Origin of the sequence: Actinacidiphila acididurans (assembly GCF_016918855.1) — a bacterium.
In the GTDB taxonomy this organism is placed as follows: Bacteria; Actinomycetota; Actinomycetes; order Streptomycetales; family Streptomycetaceae; genus Actinacidiphila; species Actinacidiphila acididurans.
The window spans coordinates 65,874-87,302 of the sequence record NZ_JADKYB010000023.1; the positions used below are offsets into that span (position 1 = coordinate 65,874).

A 21,429-nucleotide genomic window follows, 5' to 3' on the forward strand; every position below is an offset into this window, starting at 1 on the left:
GCTGAGCGAGATCACCAGGCCAGCAGAAGCGGCAGGGTGTCGAACCCACTCCAGCCAACGCCCCCGCTCAGATCAGCAGGTCGAAGAGTTCGAAGGCTTCGTCCCACTGGTCCGTGGATGGGCGGCGGGTGTCGCGGGCGATGGTTTTGAGGGCGCGGGCGAGGGCGACGCTGAGGCCACCGGCCAGGTCGGGCAGCCGCTGCTGGGTGTCCTCGGCGGCGTCCATGCCGAGGGCGGGGCGGGCGGCGAGCTGGTCGAGCAGCGGACGCAGTTCGATGCCCTCCTCCAGCTTCTGGAAAGCGTGGATGCTCTCCTGCAGGCCTTTGGTGACCGGGAGGTCCTGCGGCTCGATGATGTCCCGGTCGTTGGCCTTTGCATCGGCCGTGCCGATGAGGAAGAGGTCGTAGAGCTTGGCGTCCACGAAGTCGTTGTAGCGCTTGAGGTCGTTCTTGTTGACATCGAGGCCGGCGGCTGCACGGAAGAAGCGCTCGAACTTGGGAGCTCCCATGACGGGCATGTCATTTTCCCTTTTTCGCGGCGGTGGATGGGCTTGAGGTCATTGGACGGCCGGTGGTCCCACCTCCCCGAGGTGCTCGTGTGCCAGGCGGACAGCCATGGCACCCTCGCCGACTGCGGAGGCCACCCGCTTGACCGAGCCGCTGCGGACGTCGCCGACGGCGAAGACACCCGGCAGATCGGTCTCCAGGGCGAGCGGGGTGCGAGCCAGGGGCTCCCAGCTGTCCCCTGTCAGGTGGGCCACCTCCTGCCCGGTCGGAATGAAGCCGCGCCGGTCCAGGGTGACGGCGCCGGCGAGCCAGGAGGTGGCGGGACGCGCGCCGATGAAGACGAACAGGGCGCGGGCCGCCAGCACCTGCTGCCGGCCGGTGCGGTTGTCCTCGACGACGACGGATTCGACTTGGTCCTCGCCGGTCACCTCCCGGACCTCGGTATGCAGCCGGACATGGATGCGGGGGTGCCGCTCGATCCGGTCGATCAGGTAGCGGGACATGCTGTGTTCCAGGTCTCCGCCACGGACCAGAAGATGGACGGCGGGCGACTCGCGCGCCAGGAACAGGACTGCTTGGCCGGCGGAGTTGCCGCCGCCCACGACGGCCACCGTGTTGAGGCGGCAGGTCCGCGCCTCCCAGACGGTGGCGGCGTAGTGGACCCCGAGTCCTTCGAACCGCTCCACGCCGGGGGCGGTCAGGCGCCGGTAGCGGGCACCGGTGGCCACCACGACGTTGGTGGCGCTGACGGTGCCGCCGTCGGCGAGCCGCACCACGCTGGTCCCGTCGCGTTCTTCGAGGCCGGTGGCCTCCGAGGGGACGTCGATCCGGACGCCGAACCGGGTGGCCTGCACGACGGCGCGTTCGGCGAGCTCCATGCCGGAGATCCCGGCGGGGAAACCGAGGTAGTTCTCGATCCGGGAGGAGGTGCCGGCCTGGCCGCCGGTCGCCACCGCGTCCAGGACGACGGTGGACAGTCCCTCGGAGGCGCTGTACACCGCGGCGGCCAGGCCACCGGGTCCCGCGCCGACCACCACCAGGTCGCAGATGGCCTTCGCAGCGTTCTCGGCCCGTAGCCCGATGATCTGGGCGAGTTCGATGTTGGAGGGATTGCGCAGCACCCGGTAGTCGTGCCAGACAACGATCGGAGTCTCCTCGGGCGCGACACCAAGACGCGTCAGCAGCGCCTCGGCCTCGGTGTCCTTCTCCAGATCCACCCAGCGGTGCGGAAGGCGATTGCGGGCGGCGAACTCCAGCAGCCGCCGAGTGTCGGGGGAGAACGCGGAGCCGATGATGCGGAAGCCCGTGCCCGTGCCGGCCAGCATCGTACGGCGCAGAAGGTAGGCCCGCAGGATGACGTCGCCGAGCGCGGGTTCGCGGCTGAGCAGGTCGCGCAGGGCGTCCGAACCCACAGCCAGTACCTCTCCGGGTCTGTTCACCACCGCGCTGACGAAAGCGGTCTGGCCCTCCAGTACGCCAAGTTCGCCGAGGAAGCTGCGCGGACCGTGCAGTTGGACGACGTGCTCCTGGTCGTCGTGGCCTTCGACCACGGCCACCGTGCCGCTGAGGACGACGAAGAACTCGTCACTGCGTTCGCCGGCCCGGAAGAGCTGTTCCCCCTCGCGGACCTGCCGTTCCTGTCCGCAGGATCTCAGGATCCCCATCTGGTCGTCCGTCAGCCTCGGGTACGCCCCGTGGATGTCGGCCGTCGGGGTCAGAGTCGGCACGGTTGCTCCCTTCATCGGAAACAGACGCGAAAGGCGGACAGCGGAGTTCGGAGGACAGTCAGGAGCGGCGGCTCTGGAGGAGGCGCCCGGCCGGCCTGCCGGGCTCAGACCATCGCCTCGTGCACGAAACACCACCGCCAGTCCTCACCAGGCTCGAACGACCGCACGATCGGGTACCCGTCGGTCGCCGCGTGAGCACGGGCATGGCGCATGGGCGAGGAGTCGCAGCAGCCGACGTGGCCGCAGGTCAGGCACAGGCGCAGATGCACCCACGGAGCCCCCATGCGCAGGCAGTCCTCGCAACCCTGCGGCGTTCTGGGCGCCACGGGCCGGACCATCGACAAGTGCGGGTCGGGAATGCTGGTCATCACGGCCTCCCGGAGGCGGGATCGGCTGATTCATGGGACGCCGACAGCGACTCGTCCACCCACTGACGCAGCGCGTTCGCGGGCGCGGCGCCGGTCTGGCGGGCGACTTGCCTGCCATGGTCGAGAACCAGAAGGGTGGGTACCGCTTGGACTTCGAAGCGTCGCGCCAGCCCCGGCGACTTGTCGATGTCGACCTTCACGAGCTTGATCCGCCCCGCCAGGCGCTCCGCGACCTGTTCGAGGGCGGGGCTCACCGTACGGCAGGGACCGCACCAGGTGGCCCAGAGGTCCACGAGCACGGGCAGGCTCGCTTGCTCGGCGACCTCCCTGAAGTCGGCGTCGCCTGCTTCGGCGATCCACGGCAGCGCCGCCCGACAGTTTCCGCAACGCAGGCTGCCCTGCGCCGCGGCGGGTACGCGATTGATCCGGCCGCAGTTGGCGCAGGTGACCGTCCGCACCGAGGTCTCGGCTCCAGCGGTGTCACGGCCGCCGCGGTCGGCGCGGCCTTCTCGAGAAGTACTCATCACGGCTCCTGGGGCTCGTCCTGGAGAGTGACGACCAGTTCGCCGCCCTCGGCGTCGACCAGGATGGTCACGCCCTCGCGTGCCTCGCCGCTGAGCAACGCGCGGCCGATCCTGGTCTCGACCTCGTGCGAGATGAAGCGGCGCAGCGGCCTGGCGCCGTAGACCGGGTCGTAGCCCTCAGCCGCGATCAGCCGGCGGGCCTGCTCGGTGAGGACGAGCGCGATGCGCTGCTCGGACAGGCGGTCGTGCAACTCGGCGAGGAGCAGATCGACGATGCGCTCGATCTGCGCGATGCCGAGCGGGTGGAAGAGGACGATGTCGTCGACGCGGTTGAGGAACTCGGGGCGGAAATGGCCGTTGAGCTCGGTCATCACCAGCGCCCGCGCTTCGGGCTTGATCTCGCCGGCCTGGGTGGCGTCCTGGAGCAGGTACTGGGAGCCCAGATTCGAGGTCATGATGACGACGGTGTTGCGGAAGTCGACGGTACGGCCCTGCGCGTCGGTGATCCGGCCGTCGTCCAGCACCTGGAGCAAGGTGTTGAACACGTCGGCGTGCGCCTTCTCGATCTCGTCGAAGAGCACGACGGAGTAAGGCTTGCGGCGCACCGCCTCGGTGAGCTGGCCGCCCTCCTCGTAACCGACGTAGCCGGGGGGCGCGCCGACCAGGCGGCTGACGGTGTGCCGCTCCTGGTACTCACTCATGTCGAGGCGGATCATGTTGGTCTCGCTGTCGAACAGCGCGGCGGCCAGCGTCTTGGCCAGCTCGGTCTTCCCGACGCCGGTGGGGCCGAGGAAGATGAAGGAGCCGATCGGCCGGCGCGGGTCGCGCACTCCGGAGCGGGCCCGGATCACCGCGTCGGCGACGAGCTGGACGGCCTCGTCCTGCCCGACCACCCGCTCGCGCAGGATCTCGTCCAGCTTGAGCAGCTTCTGCCGCTCGCCCTCCTGCAGCCGGGTGACGGGGATGCCGGTCCACGCGGAGACGATCTCGGCGATCTCGTCGGCGTTGACCACCTCGCGCAGCAGCCGGGCCTCGCCCTGTTTGGTGGCGAGCTGTTCCTCCTCGGCGGCCAGGTGGCGCTCCAGTTCGCTCACGGTTCCGTAGCGCAGCTGAGCGGCCCGGTTGAGATCGTAGGCGCGTTCGGCCTCCTCTGCCTCCTGCCGGGCGCGCTCCAGCTCCTGGCGCAGTTCCTGGACCTTTCGAATGGCCTGACGCTCGGCCTCCCACTGTGCGTGCTTGGCGTCCACCTCGCCCCGCAGGTCGGCCAGTTCACGCCGCAGGTCCTCCAGCCGGGCGCGGCTGGCCGGATCGGTCTCCTGATCCAACGCGGCCTCCTCGATCTCCAGCCGGGTGGCCCGGCGGGTGAGCTCGTCGAGTTCGGCGGGCATGGAGTCGATCTCGGTCCGCAGCCGTGCGCACGCCTCGTCGACCAGGTCGATGGCCTTGTCCGGGAGGAAGCGGTCGCTGATGTAGCGGTGGCTGAGGGTGGCGGCGGCGACCAGCGCGTTGTCCTGGATCTTGACGCCGTGGAAGATCTCCAGCCGCTCCCGGATGCCGCGCAGGATGGAGATGGTGTCCTCGACGGTCGGCTCATCCACCTGGACGGTCTGGAAGCGTCGCTCCAAGGCGGCGTCGGACTCGATGTGCTTGCGGTATTCATCGAGCGTGGTGGCGCCGATCATGTGCAGCTCGCCGCGGGCCAGCATGGGCTTGAGCATGTTGCCCGCGTCCATGGCGCCCTCGGCGGCGCCGGCTCCGACGACGGTGTGCAGTTCGTCCACGAAGAGCAGGATCCGGCCCTCGGCGCTCTTGACCTCGGCCAGCACGGCTTTCAGCCGCTCCTCGAACTCGCCGCGGTATTTGGCTCCGGCCACCAGCGAGCCCATGTCGAGCGAGAACACCGTCTTGTCCCGCAGCCCTTCGGGCACGTCGCCGCGGACGATCCGCTGGGCCAGGCCCTCGACGATAGCGGTCTTGCCGACGCCCGGTTCGCCGATCAGCACAGGGTTGTTCTTGCTCTTGCGGCTGAGGATCTGGATCACCCGGCGGATCTCGGCGTCCCGGCCGATGACCGGGTCGAGGCGGCCGGTGCGGGCTTCGACGACGAGGTCGCGCCCGTACTTGTCCAGTGCCTCGTACGCCTCTTCGGGGTTGGCGGAGGTAACCCGCTGGTTCCCGCGCACCGTGGTGAGGGCGGCGAGAAAGGAGTCCTTGCTGACCCCTTGTTCGCCGAGGCGCCGGCCGGCCGCGGTGGCGGAACCCTCGTCCACCAGGGCGAGCACCAGGTGCTCGGTGGAGACGTACTCGTCCTTGAGTCGCCTGGCCTCCCGCTCCGCGGTCTCCAACAGCCGAGCCAGCCGTTGGGTCACCATCACCTGGCCGGGCGTGGCGCCCGGACCGGTCGTGCGCGGGCGCTTGGCGAGATCGGCCTCGACGGCGGCGCGCAGGGCGGCCGGGTCTGCGCCGGTGTCTGCCAGCAGACGGGACGTCAGGCCGTCCTGCTGGTCCAGCAACGCCAGCAGCAGGTGCTCCCCGTCGACCTCGGTCTGGCTCATCCGTACCGCGACGCTCTGCGCTTCCTGCAGCGCTTCCTGCGACTTCTGAGTGAGGCGGTTCATGTCCATGTCGTGGGCTCCTTGGCGGCTCTTTCGCTGCGCCGCAGTGCGGTTTCCAGACTTTCGATGCGGTCGAGCAGGTCCAGGACGACGCCGATGGCCGCGTAGTTGAGGCACAGTCCGTCCCGCAGCCGCTGCACCCGGGCGATGGCCGACGGCGCGCTGGTCCGGAACCACAGCCGGCCCCGGGCGTCACGCTCGGCGTCCACCAGCCCGAGGGCGACGAAGCGGCTGACGAGTTCGGCCGGCAGTCCGCTTCGGCCGGCCACTCCGGCCATGGGGAGCTGATAGGGGCTGGGACCGGTCCGGTAGACCCGCACCAGGGGATAGGCCGCCCTCGTACCGGCCTGTCCGGTGCTTTCGGCGGGAGAACGGCGTTCGTCTCTCATGTCTGCTTCCTCGGGTCGAAGGAGGAGACGGCGGCCAGTTCCTCGAACAGCTCGCGCTCGCGCGGGCTGGGCGAGGGCGGCACCATCACCTGGATTTCGGCGTAGAGGTGCCCGGGGGAACCTTTCGGGTGTGGCATCCCTTCACCGCGCAGTCGCAGCCGGCGGCCGGTGGAGGTACCGGGTGGCACATGCACCTTGACCGTCCCGCCGGGACCGGCGACCGGAACCGTCGCCCCCAGCGCGGCTTCCCAGGCTGTGACCGGCAGATCGACGTGGATGTCGCGCCCGACGAGGCGGTAGCGCGGATGGGGGGCGATACGGACCACCAGATAGAGGTCCCCGGCGGACTCCGGGCCGCGGCCCCGCCCGCCCTCCCCCGCCAGCCGAATGCGCTGCCCGTCGACGACGCCGGCCGGGATGGTGACGTCGTAGCTGCGTTCGCCCCCGGGTCCGCCCAGGGTGATCTTCCGTCGGCCGCCGCGGTACGCCTCCTCCACGCTGAGGACGAGTTCGGCCTCCTGGTCCGCGCCCGGGATCGGGCTGCCCCGCCCGCTGCCGCCCCGGCCGCCGAACATGCCCTCGAAGAGGTCCTCGAAGTCCATGCCGGAGGTGTCGAACCCGGTCTCCGTCCAGGTCCGGGCCCCTGCCCGGCCTCGGGCGTCTCCGAAGGGACCGCCGCGGTACGCGCCACCGAAGCCCTGGCCGGCCGCGACACGCTCGTCGTAGTCCTCCGGAATCTGCCGGAAGTCCGGGCCGAAACGGTCGTAGCGGGACCGGGCGTCGGGGTCGGACAGCACGCTGTACGCCTCGTTGATCTGCTTGAAGCGCTCCTCGGCAGCCGGGTCACGGTTGACGTCCGGGTGGTAGCGGCGGGCCAGGGTACGGAAGGCTCGCTGGATCTCGGCGGCGTCTGCGGTGCGGGGAATGCCCAGCACCTCGTAGTAGTCGTCTGCCATGGCGGCCTCACTCCTGCTTGCGGCTGACCGCTACCGCGGCCGGCCGCAACCGGCGGCCGGGTTCGCCGTAGCCGGGCCGCAGCACCCGGACGACGGTGCCCGGTGCGGTGTCCGGTTCATCCACCACGGACACCACCTCGTGCTGCTCGGGGTCGAAGGGCACGCCGGTTTCCTCGTAGCGGGGATAGCCGAGGCTTCGCAGCACCTCGACGGCCTGGTCGCGTACCGCCCGGACTCCGCTGACAATCGCACCGGGATCGTCCGCGCCCGCGTGCGCCAGGGCCAGTTCGAGGTTGTCGACGACCGGGAGGAACGCCGCGGCCACCCTGGACCGCTCGGCCTCCCGTTCCCGGGGAAGCTCTCGGGCGTAGCGCTTGCGGAGGTTGTCGAGGTCGGCGAGAGCTCGCCGCCACCGGTCCTCCAGCTCCTCCACCTCAGGACCGCCGGGTACCGGCGCCGGCTCCTGCTCCCCGACTGCGGGAGCCGGCGCCGGCGGCTGGGGTTCGGGCGTCCGCTCGGGCGACGTCCGGCCGGGCTCGGGCGGGGAGCGGTCCTCGGCGGGAGGCGTCTGTTCCTGATCCGACATGTCGCGCCTCAGCTCTTGTCGAAATCGGCGTCGATGACGTCGTCGTCGCCCCCAGGGGATCCGCCCTCGGGACCCTGACCGGGCGCCGCGCCGGGCTGGGCTCCACCACCGGCTCCGCCCGGTCCGGCGGCGTGGGCGGCCAGCGCCGCGTACATCTGCTGCAGTTCGGACGTCAGGTTCCGGGACCGTTCCGCCGACGCCTCCTCCTTGACGGCGGTACGCGCCTCGTCGATGAGCAGTCGAGCGCGCGCCTGCTCGTGCTCCGGTGCGGCGTCGCCGAGGTCGTCCAGGCGTCGCTCCACCTGGTACGCGGCGGCGTCGAGTTCGTTGCGGGCGTCGATGGCTTCGCGCAGGGCCAGGTCACTCGCGCGGTTGCTCTCGGCCTCGTTGATCATCCGCTCGACCTCGGACGGATCGAGGTTGGAGCCTTCACTGATGGTGATCGACTGCTCGGCGCCGGTGTCCCGGTCCTTGGCGCTGACCTTGAGGATGCCGTTGGCGTCGATGTCGAAGGTGACCTCGATCTGGGTCTCCCCGCGCCGGGCCGGCCGCAGGTTCTCCAGCCGGAAGCGGCCCAGCACCCTGTTGTCGGCGGCCAGTTCACGTTCGCCCTGGAGGACCACGATGTCCACGGCCGGCTGGTTGTCCTCGGCCGTCGAGAAAGTCTCGGACCGGCGGGCGGGGATCGTGGTGTTCCGCTCGATGATCTTGGTCATCACGCCGCCGGCCGTCTCGACACCGAGCGACAGCGGGGTGACGTCCAGCAGCAGGACGTCCTTTACTTCGCCCTTGAGCACGCCGGCCTGGATGGCGGCACCCAGTGCCACGACCTCGTCGGGGTTGACGCTCATGTTCGGGTCCTTGCCGCCGGTCATCCGGCGGACCAGGCTCTGCACGGCCGGGATACGAGTGGAGCCGCCGACGAGAATGACCTCGTCGATGTCGTGGTCCGTGACCTTGGCGTCGCCCATCGCCGTCCTGACCGGCTCCAGGCAGCGCTCCACCAGGTCAGAGGTGATCTGCTCGAAAGTGGAGCGGCGGACCGTCTCGGTGAGGTGCTTCGGCCCGGAAGCGTCCGCCGTGATGAACGGCAGGCTCACCTGGGTCTGGCTGACCGAACTCAGCTCGGTCTTCGCCTTCTCGGCCGCCTCGAACAGGCGCTGCAGAGCCTGCGGGTCCTTGCGCAGGTCGATGCCCTCGGTCTTCTGGAAACCGTCCGCCAGGTGGTCCACCAGTCGGCGGTCGAAGTCGTCACCGCCCAGGTGGGAGTCGCCTGCCGTGGCGCGGACCTCCACCACGCCGTCGCCGACGTCCAGCAGGCTGACGTCGAAGGTGCCACCGCCGAGGTCGAAAACCATGACCGTCTCGTGGCCCTTCTTGTCCAGCCCGTAGGCCAGCGCCGCGGCGGTCGGCTCGTTGATGATCCGCAGGACTTCGAGGCCGGCGATCCTCCCGGCGTCCTTGGTGGCCTGGCGCTGGGCATCGTTGAAGTACGCCGGTACGGTGATGACCGCCTCGGTCACCTTCTCGCCCAGTGCCTTCCCGGCATCGTCGGCCAGCTTGCGCAGCACCTGCGCGCTGATCTCCTCCGGCGCGTACTGCCTGCCCTTCACCTCGAAACGGGCCACCCCGCCGGGCCCCTCGACCACGTCGAAGGAGACCGCCTTGGCCTCGTCGGAGATCTCACCGTAGCGACGGCCGATGAACCGCTTCGCGGAGGTGATGGTGCCTTTGGGGTTGAGGATCGACTGCCGGCGCGCCAGCTGTCCCACCAGCCGCTCGCCGTCATCGGAGAAGGCGACCACCGACGGGGTCGTCCTTGACCCCTCCGCGTTCGGGACGACGGTGGGCTCACCGCCCTCCCAGACGGCGATGACCGAGTTGGTGGTACCGAGATCGATGCCTACTGCCTTCGCCATGGGAATCTCCTCCGTCGCGACGCGGGACCGGCCGATCGGCGCGCTGCCGGGCGCCGGAGCCGGCCACACCGCACCTTTCGCCAGCCTCCCGCGGCAAGCCGCGTGCTTACTCGCCCCGGCGGGACCAATCCGCACCGCCGTTCCCGTCCGCCAGGACGGGGGCACGGCACGGCTCTCAGGTGAAACCCCGAGCTGAGCGGCGTAGCGTGAAGGTTTGAAGGCGCTGTCGAGCCGCGAATGGACCTGCGATGGACGCTGCTCCCTTGCCGACGGCCGGCCCCGACCACCACATCCCGCAGTTGGAGGCCGCACAACACGCACTGCTACGGCTGGTGACGGTCATGCTCGACGGCGACGACGAGCGCGAAGTGCTGTGGGGGGCAATGGCGGCGATCGCCGCCACCGGCCCTTTCACCGCTGAAGCGGCGTACGCCGTGCACGACGGTCTGGCGCGGCGATGCCCGCCGTCCCGGGTGGCTGCCTCCACCGCCGTCAAGCAGGGGAGCGCGGCGGCGTCGGAGCCGGCGGAGGCGGACCCCACCGGCGAACCCGCGGCTGAAGCGCCCGCCGCCGAAGAGGTGGCCGCCGACCGGCTCGACCGGCGGATCAGCGCTCTGGACGGCTACAGCCGGCACCTGCACGAGCCTGGCGGGCTGTGGGTACAAGCCATCGCGTTGCGGTACCGGGACCACTGCTTCGGCTATCTCGTCGTCCGGTCCCCGACCGCACCCTCTGCCGAGGAGACCGCCCTGACCGACCTGCTCGCGCAGCAGACCGGGATCGCCCTCGCGCGCCTCACCGGGAGCCGAGGAGAGCCGGCCCGCGCCGGCCCGGAGAGCTCGCCGGGCATCGGGGACCTGCCGGGAACCGGGAGCAGATCGCCCACCGCCGGCCCGGGCGCGAGCGTGTCCGCCCTGACCTCGCGACTCGCCCTCCACGACGCGCTCTCCCGTGCCGCCGCCTCCGGCAGAGGCGAGGCCGGAATCCTGCAGATCCTGCACGACAACACGGGATTCGCGGCCCGCACCGAGGACCGCTTCGGCAACCCGCGGGCCTGGGCAGGCCCCGGCCGGAACGAACCACGGAGAGGACCCGGCGGCGGACCGCCCCCAGGACCGGAGAACCGGCGCCAGGATGCCTTGATGCACAGCGCGCGACGCCGGCCCGGCGCCGTCCGGGACCGGGACCGGCTGGTCGTCCCCATCCAGATGGCCGGAGATCTGCTCGGCGTGATCGCACTGGTCGATCCGAACCGGCGAGCCACGGAAACGGACAGCTCGGCGCTCGAACAGGCCGCTCTGGTGCTGGCTCCCCTGCTCTCCCATGAGCGCAAACTGGCCGAGCTGGAGCCCCATCTGCGCCGCGACCTCGTCAACCGGCTGATCGCGGGTGAGGCGACCAACGACGTCTTCACCCAGGCGGCAGCCCTGGGCCACGACCTGCACCGGCCGCACAAGGCCGCCGTACTGGAGTGGCCCGGAACGACCGAGAGGGCCGCACTCGGCGACGCGGTGGCACGGGCGGCCCGGCGGCTGCACCGGGACGTGCTCGTCGGCTCTCGCGGCGCGACCACCGTCGTCCTGGAGGCCGACGAGGACCGGCGTGATCCGGGAGGCGAGCTGTACAGGGCCGTTTCGGACGAACTCGGCACCAGAGCCGGCTCGATGGGGGTCGGCGGCCGCTGCGACGTCTTCACCGAACTGCCGCACTCCTACGATGAGGCGGTCCGTGCCCTCACCGTCCGCCGCCGTTCTCAGGACCCGAACGGCAGCACCAGCTTCGAGGACCTGGGCCTGTGCCGCATGATGGGCTCGGGCGAAGGCGCACGGGAAGCCGACCGCTTCGTCCGCGAATGGCTGGGACTGCTGCTGGACTACGACTCCCACCACCACACCGAGCTGGTGACGACACTCGCGCACTATCTGGAGAGCGGCTGCAGTTACGACACGACCTCCGAGACGCTCCTCATTCACCGCAGCACCGTCCGCTACCGCCTCCAGCGCATCCGCGAGATCACCGGTCACGACCTCGGCGCCGTCGAGACGCGCCTCAACCTGCACATCGCCACCCGCATCCGCAACGTGCTCGACGCACCACGCTGAGCTCGATGGGCCCTCCGGGCCGAGGCCGGCTGTTGCCCGACACGTCCGCACGGCGGCAATCCAGGCCGGAGACATGGCATAAATTGCCCTGCAATGAGTACGGACAACCCGGAACCGACAGGTACGGCGGAGACTCCTCGGCCCGATGTCCTTCTGATGGCTGATCCAGGGTGGCCGACCGAGGTGGCCGCGCGGCTGAAGGAAGACCTCGTCGTTCTGCTCGCGGACATGTCGGCCGACGTGGACTGGCAGATCACGGTGGAATCGAGTCCCTTGGGAGTGGTCGCGCAGAGCGACCTGCCCCTGATGGTGCAGGCGCTCAATCAACGTCTACAGGGGCGGACCTGGGACCTGGCGGTGTTCCTCACCGACCTGCCCTACCGGGACCAGGCCCGGCCCCTTGTCGCGATGTTGAGTCCTTCGGACCGCATCGCCCTGCTCTCTCTGCCGTCCCTGGGCCTGTTCCGCGTCTCCCGTCGCGTTCGCGATGCCACGCTGGGCGTCATCACCGAACTGCTCCCCGAGGGATCAGGCGGGACCCCGGTTCCCGGACGGATCCAGTACGCGGGCCAGCGGCGGAATTACGTTCTACCCGGGGCGAGGGGCCGGTTGCGGCTCCTGTCGGGAATGGTCCGGGCCAACAGGCCCTGGCTGCTCTTCCCCGGCCTGTCCCGCGCCCTCGCAGGCGTCTTCGCCACTGCTGCGTTCGGACTGATCAGTAGCGACGTGTGGTCGGTCAGCCTGCACCTGGACGCTGTTCACGACGCCGTGTTGATGTTCGCGTCCATCGCTGCCCTGGTCACCTGGCTCATCGTCGACCACGAACTGTGGGAACGGCCCAGCGGCGAGATCGCCCGGCAGCGCGCGGCCCTGTACAACGCAGCCACAGTGCTCACCCTTTACATCGGGATCGCCTGCCTGTACGCCGCGCTGTACATTCTCGTCATCCTCACGGCGGTGTTCGTACTCACTCCTGAAGCGCTGAGTCCCGTGATCCGACACGACCCGAGCGCCGGTTATTACCTGTCCCTGGCGTGGTTCATCACGTCCATGGGGACCGTGGGCGGCGCGCTGGGCGTCGGACTTGAGGATGACAACGCGGTCCGCCAGGCGGCCTACGGTGAGCGCCAGCGGCAGAGCCAGCGCCAGGACACCGATTGGCCGGGAGCCGGCTGAGCCACTCTCAATGGGCACGGTGATGCGGGGGCGCCGAATCGGCACCGCTCCTTTCCTCGCAGCGGCAGCCGGGGAAAAGCGGGGCAAGCATCACATAACCGGGTAGCGTCAGAGAAGGGGCTACTGACGCGGCGGGGCCGATGGCCGACCCGACCCGCGAGGAGGCAACGATGGATCCCAGCGCGTCTTCCAGGGAGTGTGTTCTGGTACTCGACGCCGGCTCCTCAAGTCTGCACATCACCCTGTTCGGGGCGGATGCCACACAGATTGCCAGTCACGACGCCGAGAGGCCGCCGGGGCCTGAAACGGTACAGGCCTTGCGCGACTTCCTGGCCACTGTGCCCACGCCATCCGCCGTAGGACATCGCCTCGTTCACGGTGGCCCGCGTCTGACGGAGCACACTCTGATCGACGGACCGGTGCGCGCGTTGCTGGAGGAGGCCGCGCCTCTGTCACCCCTGCACGTGCCCCCCGCACTCGCCGTCGTAGACGCTGCCCGTGAGCTGCTGCCCGACATTCCCCACGTCGCCTGTTTCGACACGGCCTTCCACGCGGAGCTGCCTGCCGCCGCCTATCAGTACGCGGTCCCTGAGCAGTGGCGCGTTCAGTACGGGTTGCGCCGCTACGGCTTTCACGGTCTCTCCTACACCTGGTCCCTGGCGCGCACTGCCGACGTGCTGGACCGCGCCGCCGGAGCCCTCCACGTCGTCATCGCCCACCTGGGCGGCGGCTGCTCGGCCTGCGCCGTGCGCAACGGCCGCAGCGTGGACACGACCATGGGACTGACTCCGTTGGAGGGGCTGGTGATGAGCCGTCGCAGCGGCAGCATCGATCCGGGAGCCCTTGTGTGGCTGCAACGTCAACACGGACTGAGCGCGAAGGAGATCGAGGAGACACTCCAACGGCGCTCCGGTCTGCTCGGCCTCTCGGGCACCTCAGGGGACACGCGTGACCTCGTGCGCGCGCGTGCCAAAGGAGACGCGTCCGCCCGGGGCGCTCTGGCCGCCTTCGTCCACAGCTGCTGCCGCGGCATCGCAGCGATGGCTGCCTCCTTGGACCACCTCGACGCTCTGGTCTTCACCGGCGAAATCGGCGAGGACCAGCCCGAGGTGCGCGAGGAAATCTGCACGCGCCTGTCCGTCCTGGGAGTACGCGGCGGGCTGTCCGTCCCCTCGGAGAAGGAGCTGCGCGAGGACGGAGCGCGCAGGATCGACGCACCGGGCACGGGCGCGCCGGTTGTCGTTGTCGCCACCGGGGAGACTCAGCAGATCGCCGCGGAAACGCGCCGCGCGCTCATCCGCCGTTAGGACTGCGGCAGGATGGCGGCCAGGGAAGCGGGAAAAACGGCCTTCAGGTCCTCCCACTCCCCGCCGCTGACGTACTGCTGCAGCGCCATGAGGACCGTACGTGCCAACTGCTCGGTGTCACCTTCGATTGCATAGGGGAAATTTTCTCGGACGCGTGCGAAAAATTCTTGCTTGCTCATCTTCAACGGTGCTTCCGAGGGCTTCCACCCGTCGTAGTAGACGCCCCGCACCAACGTCGGCAGCTGCGCACCGAATTGGACGCACTCCTCCACCGTCAAGCGATCCCGAACCGGGTGCAGCACCGCCCGCAGGGCGGCGTAAGACTGCTTCCGGCGGTCCTTGGGCCACCCGTAGGCGTGCTCGATCTCCTTGAGGACGTGATTCGCCTTGTCCACCATAATGTCGAACGAAGAGAAACCTGTGTCTACCATCTTGTGATCCTTCCGCTGCCTTGGGGTGGAGCGGGCTTGTGGGCCGCAGGTGTCCGTTCCGGCTGAAGACGAGAGCACCGAAACAGGCCGCGGCAGCGTGAATCGCGGCCGCGGTTGTGAGTCATTCCCGCAGCACCCCGGAACATCAGATCAATGGATGAGCCGTTTGTCCTCACAGGCGAGGCGAACGGGTGCATCCGTCTTCGCAGGAGCTGTGGCTCCGGCGAGCCATCCGTCAATGGAGAATGCTCACAGCGCGGGCGATCACCAGGAGTGAGGTCACCAAGGCGGCGATGGCTTGCACGCCCATCATCACCTTGGCCCGAGTGGACAGCGGCATGGTGTCCGTAGGGCTGAAGGCAGTCGAGTTCGTCACGGAGACGTACAGGTAATCGATCAGGACGGGCATCCAGTCCGATGTGGCGCTGGCGCCGTCCGCGACTTCCTGAACCGCGTCGTCGTCCTCGTCCTGGGGGAAGCGGAAGTCCGCCAACGGCAGGTCGGCGCGCCGGGCCTGGGTGCGGACGACGGGGCCGCCCCGGTCCAGTTCCCAGTACGCCAGACCGAAGACGATGATGTTGGTGAGCCAGACCTGCAACGCGGCCACCAACAGGGCACGCCCGTTCTTCACTCCGGCATAGACCAGGTCGTGGATCAAGATGCCGAGGGCGACCAGATTGCTTGCGGCGATGACCATCACGAGCGTCAGCGACAGGACACGGAGTACCTTGCTCTGCCGTGTCAACCGTTTGGGGTTGACCGCGATGAGCGGTACGAGCAGCAACATTTCCAGCGCAGGCAGCACATAGCGCGGTGCGACCAGTAGCCGTTGCGGCAGGCCCACGTAGAGAGCGATTGCGGAGAGGATCGCGATCACACCGGGCAAGCGGGCCTCTCCACGGCGCTCGTGTCGGGGACGCCTGGTCCGGGCATGAGCGAGCCTGTGCGTCATCGCCTGCGTCCCTTTCGTCGGCCGTTGCCCGCTGTGGCTCAACTTCACTGGAGTTTGATGACCGGTGACTCAAAGGCTCCGACGGAACCGGCCGGCTCGCCCCCCGAATCGACAGGAAACCCGGCCGGGCACCCCGGTGTCGCCTACCCCCTTCGACTGCTGCAAGGCCTCTGGCGGGCATGCCGGATCGCCCATCCGGACGACATCGAACCGCGGCCGCTCGGGCTGAACGCGTAGCGCCGCGGCTGTCACCGTCGGCTCAGCCGACGCGACCCCGCAGGATGTTCCGGTTAGGCTCCCACCCGTGACGTGGCTGCGGGCCTTCGGGGAGGTCGTGCGATCCGGGCTCACGATCGAGGAGACCCGGCTGGAGCCCCTGCTCGCACTGCGCACGGCGGCTGGTGTGGCGATCGTCATCGGGCCGGCGCTGTGGCTGGCCTCCCCTGCGTATGCCGCGGCCGCAGCCCTGGGCGCCTACTCCGCGGGTGGCGCCACCTTCCAGCGCACCTGCCGTCCACGCAAGGTGATCGCACTCGGCACGGGCGCGGGTCTGGCGCTCAGCAGTTTCCTGGGCTACCTGGCGGCAGGACGACTCGTGACGTTCCTGCCACTGCTGGCCGTATGGGCCTTTGCCGCAGGAATGGCGTGGGCCGTCGGATCGACCGCTGGGATCGTCGCGGCGACGACCGTCGGAAGCATGCTGGTGACCATCACGCTGCCCACGAGTGTCTGGCGAGCCCTGGAGCACGCGGGAGTCATCGCGCTCGGAGGCGTCGCGCAGACCGTGCTGATCCTGCTGTTCCCGATCCGCCGTTGGGGGGCGCATCGTGACGCGCTCGCCGACGCCCTGGCCGCTGTGGCGGACTACGCCCGCCGACTGCGGGAGGACCCGACCGCCCCGTTCGACCCTGAGCCGTTGGTGTCGGCCAGGGACGCGGCCGCCGTGACGCCATCACAGGCCCGCACCCGTCCCCCCGTCCTCCACGGCCCCCGGGGACTCGCCGAGCGTATTCGGCCGGTCGTCGCCGCGCTCGCCGACCCGGACGTCGGCGCTCCGGCGGAGGGACCCGGGCGGGACCGCGCTCGGGAGTTGCTCGACGCGGCCGCGGACGTTCTGGACACGGCCGCCCGTTCGATCCGGCGCGGCACTCCGGCAGAGGTCCCGCCCGAGAGCATCGACGTCCTGCGCGTCGACAAGGACCACGAGGTGCTGGAGGGGTCCGCGCGGCAGGCCGCCGAGCAACTCGTGGAACTGCTCGGCGAGGCGATGGAGATCGCCAGGAGTGGTGACGAGAGCGGGAAGACGCCCACGCCGCCCGGCCCCGCGAGCGCGGAGTTCCTGGTGCGCCCGACAATGCTCCGGCTGGTCCCGGTCGTCATCCGGGCGGTCCGCCGTGAGCTCCGCCGGGACTCGCCCGTGTTCCGGCACGCCATCCGCTTGGCGGCGGTGGCCCCGCTCGGCTACCTGCTCGCGACGCGGCTGCCCCTCGGCCACGGCTACTGGGCGCCTATCACCTCGGTGATGGTGATGCGACCGGACTTTCACCGGACATACGCGCGCGCGGTGGCCCGTTTCGCCGGGACCCTGGCGGGAGTCGCGCTCGCCACCGCGATGGTGCAGGCCCTTGGCTCGGGCACCCACGTGTGCGCCGCGCTGGCGGTGATCTCGGCGGGCCTGTCGTACACGCTGATCCGTACCGGCTACGCCTACTCTCAGTGCTTCACTGCCGCGTACGCCGTCTTCCTGCTCGGGATGGGCGGTCAGACATGGGCGCAGACGGTCCCGCAACGGGTGGTGCTCACCCTGCTCGGCGGGGCCCTGGCCATGCTGGCGTACGTGGTGTTCCCCGCATGGGAGACACCCCGGCTGCCGGGCCGGCTTGCGGACTGGCTCGCCGCCAACGGACGCTATGCGGCCGCGGTGCTCCGCAACTACGCCGAACCGACTCGGGAGCATCACGCCGACGTGCGTAGGGCACTGCTGGCGAGCAGGGAGGCAGGTGCCGCCTGGCAGGAGTCGTACGACAGGGCAAGGCAGGAACCGGTCCGTCCTCGCGGTCTGACGTCGCGCGAGGCGGGGGAGGCGCAGGAAGCGCTCAAGGGGTTCGGCCGGGCGGCGATGCTCATGGAGAGCCAACCCTCGCGGGCCGACGTGCGTTTCGTCCCCGAGTCGAAGCGGTTCGCCGAGGCCCTGGAGGCGGACACCGCGCAGGCGGCAGTGGACGTGCGCCTGCACAGGAATCCGGACTGGCGGCGCGTGAAGGAGGCGCTCCACGCATGGGATGGCGCCGCCGGGGACCGGAGCCCGGTGGCGCGGCGCGGGGCGGAACTCCAGAAGCGGGCCTTGGACGACCTTGCGACAGCCGTGAGCCGCACACCGCTGGAACGGGACGTCAGCTCTGCTCGGGAGGAGCAGCGGGTGCGGGCGGCCGGGGAGGCGGAAGGTGACGAATCGGGGGGCGCACGCCGGGGTGGGTGACAGTGTCTCCGGGGGGCCAATGGCGCAACGTCAGCTCGTTCTGCCCAGGGGACCCAGAATCCGGTCCCGCCGGGGTCGAGCGAGGAGCACCGAAATCACGGGTCAGTCGGTCCTGCGCTCCGGTGGGGAGTACGAACGGGCGGATGTCCGCCGCGCCCGGGTCTCGAAGACCGCTTCACCGAGGGCCCTGCGGAAACGGCCGGGACCCCAGCCCTTCCCGTTCACCAGCTTTTCGAGAGCGGCCCGGTCCATCGTCCCGTTTTTCTGGAGCGCGTCCGATACCTCTTCGATCTCACGGTCTTCGGCCTCGTCCGCCATCGCGGCCGTACGACTGTTCTGCCCGCCGGTGCCGGCCAGTCCCGGGGAGTAGAAAGAACTGCCGACGCCAAGGGCGTAGCGGCGGCCACCGGTGCCCTCCCGGCGGCTCTGCCGGACCTTGCGCTCCGCGATCCGGGCGCCGCGGGCGCCGAGATCGGGCTGGGGGACGGGCTCGCGTCCTTCGGCCTCGGCCTCGGCCTCTTCGGCGGTCAGCGGGCGGGCGATGTTCTCCAGCGATTGCTGCTCCGCGCGCACGCCGAAGAACATCTCCGCCACACCTCCCAACAGCATGGCGCCGGCGCCGATCAGGAAGCCGACACCGACGAGGTTCCTGCTTCCGCTGTTGATGAACTGGCCGAAGAGCAGCGGGCCGGTGATACCGCCGATGGCCGTTCCTATCGCGAAGAACAGGGCGATGCACAGCGCCCTGCTCTCCATCGGAAAGACCTCGCTGACCGTCAGGTATGCGGAGCTGGCTCCCGCCGAGGCGATGAAGAAGGTCACCAGGACCAGGACGAAGAAGGACCAGTCGGTCAGGTCGTCGTTCATCAGCAGTGCCGCCAGGACAGCGGTGACGATCGCCGATCCGAAGTAGGTAGCCATGATCATGGGCTTCCGCCCGACTGTGTCGAAGAGCCGGCCGAGCAGCAACGGCCCGAGGAAATTGCTGACCGCGAAGATCACCATGAAGTAGGGCACCTGGCCCGAATCCACGCCGAAGAAGCCGCTGAGGAGCGTGCCGAGGTTGAAGGTCACCGCGTTGTACAGGAAGGCCTGGCCCACGAAGAGGGCCAAGCCCAGCAGTGCCCGCCGCGGGTAGCGTTGCGCGGCGCCCCGGGCGATCTCCCGGAACGGGATCACGCGCCGCTGCCGCACGGCAATGGACCCCTGCGGCGGTGGCAGCTCCTGCTGCGTCTCGGCCCGCACCTCGTTCTCGATCCGGTCCACGATCCGCTCGGCTTCCTGTTCCCGGCCGTGGATGAAGAGCCATCGGGGGCTCTCGGGAACATGGCGGCGGACGATCATGATGCCGACTCCGAGGATCCCGCCGATCCCGAAGGCGATCCGCCAGCCGACGTGCAGACTGACCCAGGAGGTGTTGAGCAGGATGAGTGATCCCAGGCTTCCGAGCGCGGCCCCCACCCAGTAGCTGCCGTTGATGGTCAGGTCGATCTGGCCCCGGTTGCGCGCGGGGATGAGTTCATCGATGGCCGAGTTGATCGCCGCGTATTCGCCGCCGATCCCGGCGCCGGTGAAGAATCGGACCAGGAAGAAGTACCAGGGCGCGAAAGCGACGGCGGTGGCGAGCGTGGCCACGATGTAGAGCCCCAGCGTGACGATGAACAGTTTCTTGCGGCCGAACCGGTCGGTGAGCTGTCCGAAGAACAACGCGCCCACGCATGCACCAGCGACGTAGATACCCGCAGCGGTACCGATGTCGGCAGAGGACATATGGATCCCGCTGCCCTTTTGGGTCAGCCTGGAGGCCACCGACCCGACGATGGTCACCTCCAGGCCGTCGAGAATCCAGACGGCGCCCAGGCCGATGACGATCCGCCAATGGAAGCGCGACCATGGCAGCCGGTCGAGGCGGGCCGGGATGTCCGTGCGAATGGTGCGCAACGTGCCGGTCTCGCTCATAGGTGTCACCTCAGCTCTCTTTTTTGGAATGACCCATTCGAGCGATCATGCGGGCGCCCAGGAGCCCGGCACGGGCAGTTCCGCGTATGGTCGAAGGAATGCTGCGCTGCCGCCTGCTCGACCACCGTTACCGCTTTTCCCATGAGGGCTGCACCCTGCTCTGGAGCTGCCTCCGGGAGTGCGGTGCGTCCGGGGACAAGCGTTATCCGACCGCCGAGGCGGCAGAGCGGTATGCCCGGGCTTTCGACCGCCGGGACGTCGATTCCCTCGGTCGGCACGCTCCGCTGTTCGGACTTTACCCGCTGCGACTGTGGCGGGCCTGGCGTGACCGGCGACACGCCCGCTCTGTGGTCAGCTGACCGTCACGTCGGCCCGGGCCGCGGACCTCGTCGTAGTTCTCCGCAGCGCTTGTCGCTGTCTCTCGCTCTCGCTCTCGCAGGAACTTACCTGCTCATCAACCGGGCAGGGTCCGACTAGTCTTCTGAACCGAATTCCAGACTCAGAAGACTAGGCGAGCTGAGTTCGTCAAAGCAGCGTCCTACGGCCGGTGCGGTGCGCGACGGGCGTCTTCGCCGGGCGGCCGGAAGGCTGTGCAGCTGAGCAGTTCGGGGACGCTTGGCCTGGCGGCCGTGCTGGACCTGCCCGCCCTGATGGCGTGCGCCGCACCGGGCACCTGCACCCCGCCCCGGCAGCAGCACCTGCCGCAGCATGAGACGCAAATACCCCGGGTCCAGCTCACCACCGGTCAGCGCGGAGCGGGCGTGGTCGGCGGCGAGTTGGGTCTTGCCGACGCCGCCCATCCCCCACGGCACCTGCCCGCGCTCTGGAGGTGGTCAGGGCGTGCTCCGGCCCTCGCCTTCGGGGGATCCGGGCGGGTAGTCGGAGGGGAGCCATGCGCCGACGCTGAGCATGCGGCTGCGGAGCAGGTCGACGTCGGGCTTCAGGAGGCGGCTTGGGGTGTGCTGGTCCAGGTCGAGCCAGGACTGCACCAGGCGGTCGTGGTCGGGCTGGTTCAGGTTGGCCAGGACGCAGGTCAGTGCGCCCCGCCGGGAGTGCGCGCCGGCGGCGGGGGTCCACACCCGGAGGGCGACGGGGGCGAAGAGTGCGACCCGGGTGATGATGTATCGCGATGTCGGCACCGGGGCGTCCCAGTCGTGGTGGGCGTCCGCGAGGGGATGAGGCGGCCCGTTGATCGTCAGGCGTTCCAGGACGGTCCCGGGGTCGAGCGTTTCCAGGGCGGCCTGGGCCTGGCCGCGCAGCAGCTCGAACGGGTTGCCGAGGAATCTGGCGAACAGGTCGAGAGGCTGGTATCTGCGGACGAATGCCGCGAAGTGGCTCTCGCTGGCTATCCCGGGGACATCGTCGGGGAGTTCGGTCATGGTGAGCGGGCTTGTCCTTTCGCCTTACCAGTGGGGCGGCCAATTGTGACCGTG

Annotated in this window: 17 protein-coding genes; 4 read left to right on the forward strand and 13 right to left on the reverse strand. The window is 69.6% G+C overall.

Translation table 11 applies throughout. The annotated features are described in order from the left end of the window. Window positions 1–67 precede the first annotated feature (67 nt). The 9 genes from ITX44_RS32515 to dnaK form a co-directional block, all read right to left on the reverse strand. Complete coding sequence (locus tag ITX44_RS32515) at window positions 68–508, reverse strand: DUF1931 family protein (RefSeq protein ID WP_236062113.1); 441 nt, start codon at window positions 506–508, stop codon at window positions 68–70. A gap of 48 nt (window positions 509–556) precedes the next feature. Beyond that, window positions 557–2,248, reverse strand: coding sequence for an FAD-dependent oxidoreductase (locus ITX44_RS32520; RefSeq protein ID WP_205361943.1), 1,692 nt, complete (start codon window positions 2,246–2,248; stop codon window positions 557–559). Window positions 2,249–2,337: 89 nt separating this feature from the next. Further along, window positions 2,338–2,601, reverse strand: a complete 264-nt coding sequence (locus ITX44_RS32525) for a UBP-type zinc finger domain-containing protein (protein WP_205361945.1) — start codon at window positions 2,599–2,601, stop codon at window positions 2,338–2,340. Beyond that, on the reverse strand, window positions 2,601–3,059 hold the full coding sequence (trxA, locus tag ITX44_RS32530) for a thioredoxin (protein ID WP_307795596.1): 459 nt from the start codon (window positions 3,057–3,059) through the stop codon (window positions 2,601–2,603). The genes ITX44_RS32525 and trxA overlap by 1 nt, the downstream gene beginning before the upstream one ends. Before the next feature lie 65 nt (window positions 3,060–3,124). Beyond that, window positions 3,125–5,749 (reverse strand): ATP-dependent chaperone ClpB, encoded by a 2,625-nt coding sequence (gene clpB / locus ITX44_RS32535; protein ID WP_205361949.1) that lies wholly within the window; start codon window positions 5,747–5,749, stop codon window positions 3,125–3,127. Further along, window positions 5,740–6,129, reverse strand: coding sequence for a chaperone modulator CbpM (locus ITX44_RS32540; protein WP_205361951.1), 390 nt, complete (start codon window positions 6,127–6,129; stop codon window positions 5,740–5,742). Before ITX44_RS32540 ends, clpB begins: the two co-directional genes overlap by 10 nt. Beyond that, the gene (locus tag ITX44_RS32545; protein WP_205361953.1) at window positions 6,126–7,085 is read right to left on the reverse strand and encodes a DnaJ C-terminal domain-containing protein; all 960 of its coding nucleotides are present in this window, start codon (window positions 7,083–7,085) and stop codon (window positions 6,126–6,128) included. The genes ITX44_RS32540 and ITX44_RS32545 overlap by 4 nt, the downstream gene beginning before the upstream one ends. A 7-nt stretch (window positions 7,086–7,092) precedes the next feature. Beyond that, complete coding sequence (locus tag ITX44_RS32550; protein ID WP_205361955.1) at window positions 7,093–7,671, reverse strand: nucleotide exchange factor GrpE; 579 nt, start codon at window positions 7,669–7,671, stop codon at window positions 7,093–7,095. Between the two features lie 8 nt (window positions 7,672–7,679). Further along, window positions 7,680–9,590 carry a molecular chaperone DnaK gene (dnaK, locus tag ITX44_RS32555; RefSeq protein ID WP_205361957.1) on the reverse strand — a complete coding sequence of 637 codons (1,911 nt, stop codon included), beginning with the start codon at window positions 9,588–9,590 and terminating at the stop codon, window positions 7,680–7,682. Between the two features lie 248 nt (window positions 9,591–9,838). Here dnaK and ITX44_RS32560 point away from each other — a divergent pair, with 248 nt between their 5' ends. From ITX44_RS32560 to ITX44_RS32570, 3 genes are all read left to right on the forward strand, one after another. Further along, the gene (locus tag ITX44_RS32560; RefSeq protein ID WP_205361959.1) at window positions 9,839–11,692 is read left to right on the forward strand and encodes a helix-turn-helix domain-containing protein; all 1,854 of its coding nucleotides are present in this window, start codon (window positions 9,839–9,841) and stop codon (window positions 11,690–11,692) included. A gap of 93 nt (window positions 11,693–11,785) precedes the next feature. Beyond that, a complete protein-coding gene (locus tag ITX44_RS32565; protein WP_205361961.1) occupies window positions 11,786–12,868 on the forward strand; it encodes a hypothetical protein in 1,083 nt (360 codons plus the stop codon). 170 nt (window positions 12,869–13,038) lie between these two features. Beyond that, window positions 13,039–14,175, forward strand: coding sequence for an acetate/propionate family kinase (locus ITX44_RS32570; protein WP_205361963.1), 1,137 nt, complete (start codon window positions 13,039–13,041; stop codon window positions 14,173–14,175). Here ITX44_RS32570 and ITX44_RS32575 read toward each other — a convergent pair. Next, the gene (locus tag ITX44_RS32575) at window positions 14,172–14,606 is read right to left on the reverse strand and encodes a DUF2267 domain-containing protein (protein WP_205361965.1); all 435 of its coding nucleotides are present in this window, start codon (window positions 14,604–14,606) and stop codon (window positions 14,172–14,174) included. The two genes, ITX44_RS32570 and ITX44_RS32575, sit on opposite strands and share 4 nt — an antisense overlap. Before the next feature lie 235 nt (window positions 14,607–14,841). Next, on the reverse strand, window positions 14,842–15,483 hold the full coding sequence (locus tag ITX44_RS32580) for a hypothetical protein (RefSeq protein ID WP_205362071.1): 642 nt from the start codon (window positions 15,481–15,483) through the stop codon (window positions 14,842–14,844). 379 nt (window positions 15,484–15,862) lie between these two features. Here ITX44_RS32580 and ITX44_RS32585 point away from each other — a divergent pair, with 379 nt between their 5' ends. Next, window positions 15,863–18,037 (forward strand): FUSC family protein, encoded by a 2,175-nt coding sequence (locus ITX44_RS32585; protein ID WP_205361967.1) that lies wholly within the window; start codon window positions 15,863–15,865, stop codon window positions 18,035–18,037. A gap of 102 nt (window positions 18,038–18,139) precedes the next feature. Here ITX44_RS32585 and ITX44_RS32590 read toward each other — a convergent pair whose 3' ends face one another. After that, window positions 18,140–19,996, reverse strand: coding sequence for an MFS transporter (locus ITX44_RS32590; RefSeq protein ID WP_205361969.1), 1,857 nt, complete (start codon window positions 19,994–19,996; stop codon window positions 18,140–18,142). A gap of 833 nt (window positions 19,997–20,829) precedes the next feature. Further along, a complete protein-coding gene (locus ITX44_RS32595; protein ID WP_205361971.1) occupies window positions 20,830–21,375 on the reverse strand; it encodes a hypothetical protein in 546 nt (181 codons plus the stop codon). Window positions 21,376–21,429 lie beyond the last annotated feature (54 nt).

Excerpts from the sequence above, each read along its gene's own strand:
- ITX44_RS32515 (WP_236062113.1), bottom strand. The coding sequence starts at position 508 with ATGGGAGCTCCCAAGTTCGAGCGCTTCTTCCGTGCAGCCGCCGGCCTC.
- ITX44_RS32520 (WP_205361943.1), bottom strand. The coding sequence starts at position 2,248 with ATGAAGGGAGCAACCGTGCCGACTCTGACCCCGACGGCCGACATCCAC.
- ITX44_RS32525 (WP_205361945.1), bottom strand. The coding sequence starts at position 2,601 with ATGACCAGCATTCCCGACCCGCACTTGTCGATGGTCCGGCCCGTGGCG.
- clpB (WP_205361949.1), bottom strand. The coding sequence starts at position 5,749 with ATGGACATGAACCGCCTCACTCAGAAGTCGCAGGAAGCGCTGCAGGAA.
- ITX44_RS32540 (WP_205361951.1), bottom strand. The coding sequence starts at position 6,129 with ATGAGAGACGAACGCCGTTCTCCCGCCGAAAGCACCGGACAGGCCGGT.
- ITX44_RS32545 (WP_205361953.1), bottom strand. The coding sequence starts at position 7,085 with ATGGCAGACGACTACTACGAGGTGCTGGGCATTCCCCGCACCGCAGAC.
- ITX44_RS32550 (WP_205361955.1), bottom strand. The coding sequence starts at position 7,671 with ATGTCGGATCAGGAACAGACGCCTCCCGCCGAGGACCGCTCCCCGCCC.
- dnaK (WP_205361957.1), bottom strand. The coding sequence starts at position 9,590 with ATGGCGAAGGCAGTAGGCATCGATCTCGGTACCACCAACTCGGTCATC.
- ITX44_RS32560 (WP_205361959.1), top strand. The coding sequence starts at position 9,839 with ATGGACGCTGCTCCCTTGCCGACGGCCGGCCCCGACCACCACATCCCG.
- ITX44_RS32565 (WP_205361961.1), top strand. The coding sequence starts at position 11,786 with ATGAGTACGGACAACCCGGAACCGACAGGTACGGCGGAGACTCCTCGG.
- ITX44_RS32570 (WP_205361963.1), top strand. The coding sequence starts at position 13,039 with ATGGATCCCAGCGCGTCTTCCAGGGAGTGTGTTCTGGTACTCGACGCC.
- ITX44_RS32575 (WP_205361965.1), bottom strand. The coding sequence starts at position 14,606 with ATGGTAGACACAGGTTTCTCTTCGTTCGACATTATGGTGGACAAGGCG.
- ITX44_RS32590 (WP_205361969.1), bottom strand. The coding sequence starts at position 19,996 with ATGAGCGAGACCGGCACGTTGCGCACCATTCGCACGGACATCCCGGCC.
- ITX44_RS32595 (WP_205361971.1), bottom strand. The coding sequence starts at position 21,375 with ATGACCGAACTCCCCGACGATGTCCCCGGGATAGCCAGCGAGAGCCAC.